The organism is Roseinatronobacter alkalisoli (assembly GCF_028745735.1).
Classification (GTDB): domain Bacteria; phylum Pseudomonadota; class Alphaproteobacteria; order Rhodobacterales; family Rhodobacteraceae; genus Roseinatronobacter; species Roseinatronobacter alkalisoli.
In genome coordinates this window covers 1-684 of record NZ_JAQZSM010000129.1, presented here as the reverse complement: position 1 = coordinate 684, position 684 = coordinate 1, and the positions used below count along the sequence as shown (strand labels likewise).

At 59.1% G+C, this 684-nt stretch carries 1 protein-coding gene; it reads right to left on the bottom strand.

Features of this window, described 5'->3' with window-relative positions:
• Positions 1-26: 26 nt before the first annotated feature.
• Positions 27-684: IS3 family transposase (locus tag PUT78_RS23690; RefSeq protein WP_274354665.1), on the bottom strand; the 658-nt coding region annotated here is incomplete at its 5' end.

Below are 684 nucleotides of genomic sequence, written 5' to 3'. Positions count from 1 at the left end.
TGACCTGCCCCCCGATCGTCCCTCGTTCATAACGAGAGTCCTTTGGGTTGATAGTTGTCGTTTTGGGCTTGGGCAAGCGCGCCGTGCGCGGAGCCTTCAGATAGCTCAAGCGCTCGGCGCGCTTCAGCGGGTGTTTTGTTGCCCAGAGATGAGTGTGGCCTGATGTGGTTGTAATCATAGCGCCACAGCCCCAGCTTTCGTCTGGCATCATCCAGGCTGTCGAAGATCTCTTCGTTCAAGCACTCGTCGCGCAGGCTGCCATTGAATGACTCGATGTAACCGTTCTGCTGCGGCTTGCCGGGATCGATATAGTGCCATTCGACGGCGTTTTCGTTCGCCCACTTTAGGATCGCCTTGCTGGTGAACTCGGTGCCATTGTCCGAGACGATGCAGGCCGGTTTTCCATAGATCCGGACCAGCGCATCCAGCTCCCGCGCAACCCGTGCGCCAGAGATGCTGGTGTCGGCAATCAGGCCGAGGTTTTCACGGCAGCAATCGTCGTTGACCGCCAGGATGCGAAACTTCCGGCAAGCTCCGAAGGTGTCGGACAAGAAGTCCAACGACCAGCGCTGGTTCGGCCGCAGCGGCACTGGCATTGGTGTCCGACTGCCGCGTGCCCGCTTACGGCCACGTCTGCGGCGCACCGATAACCCCTCTTCACGATAAATCCGGTAGAGCTTCTTT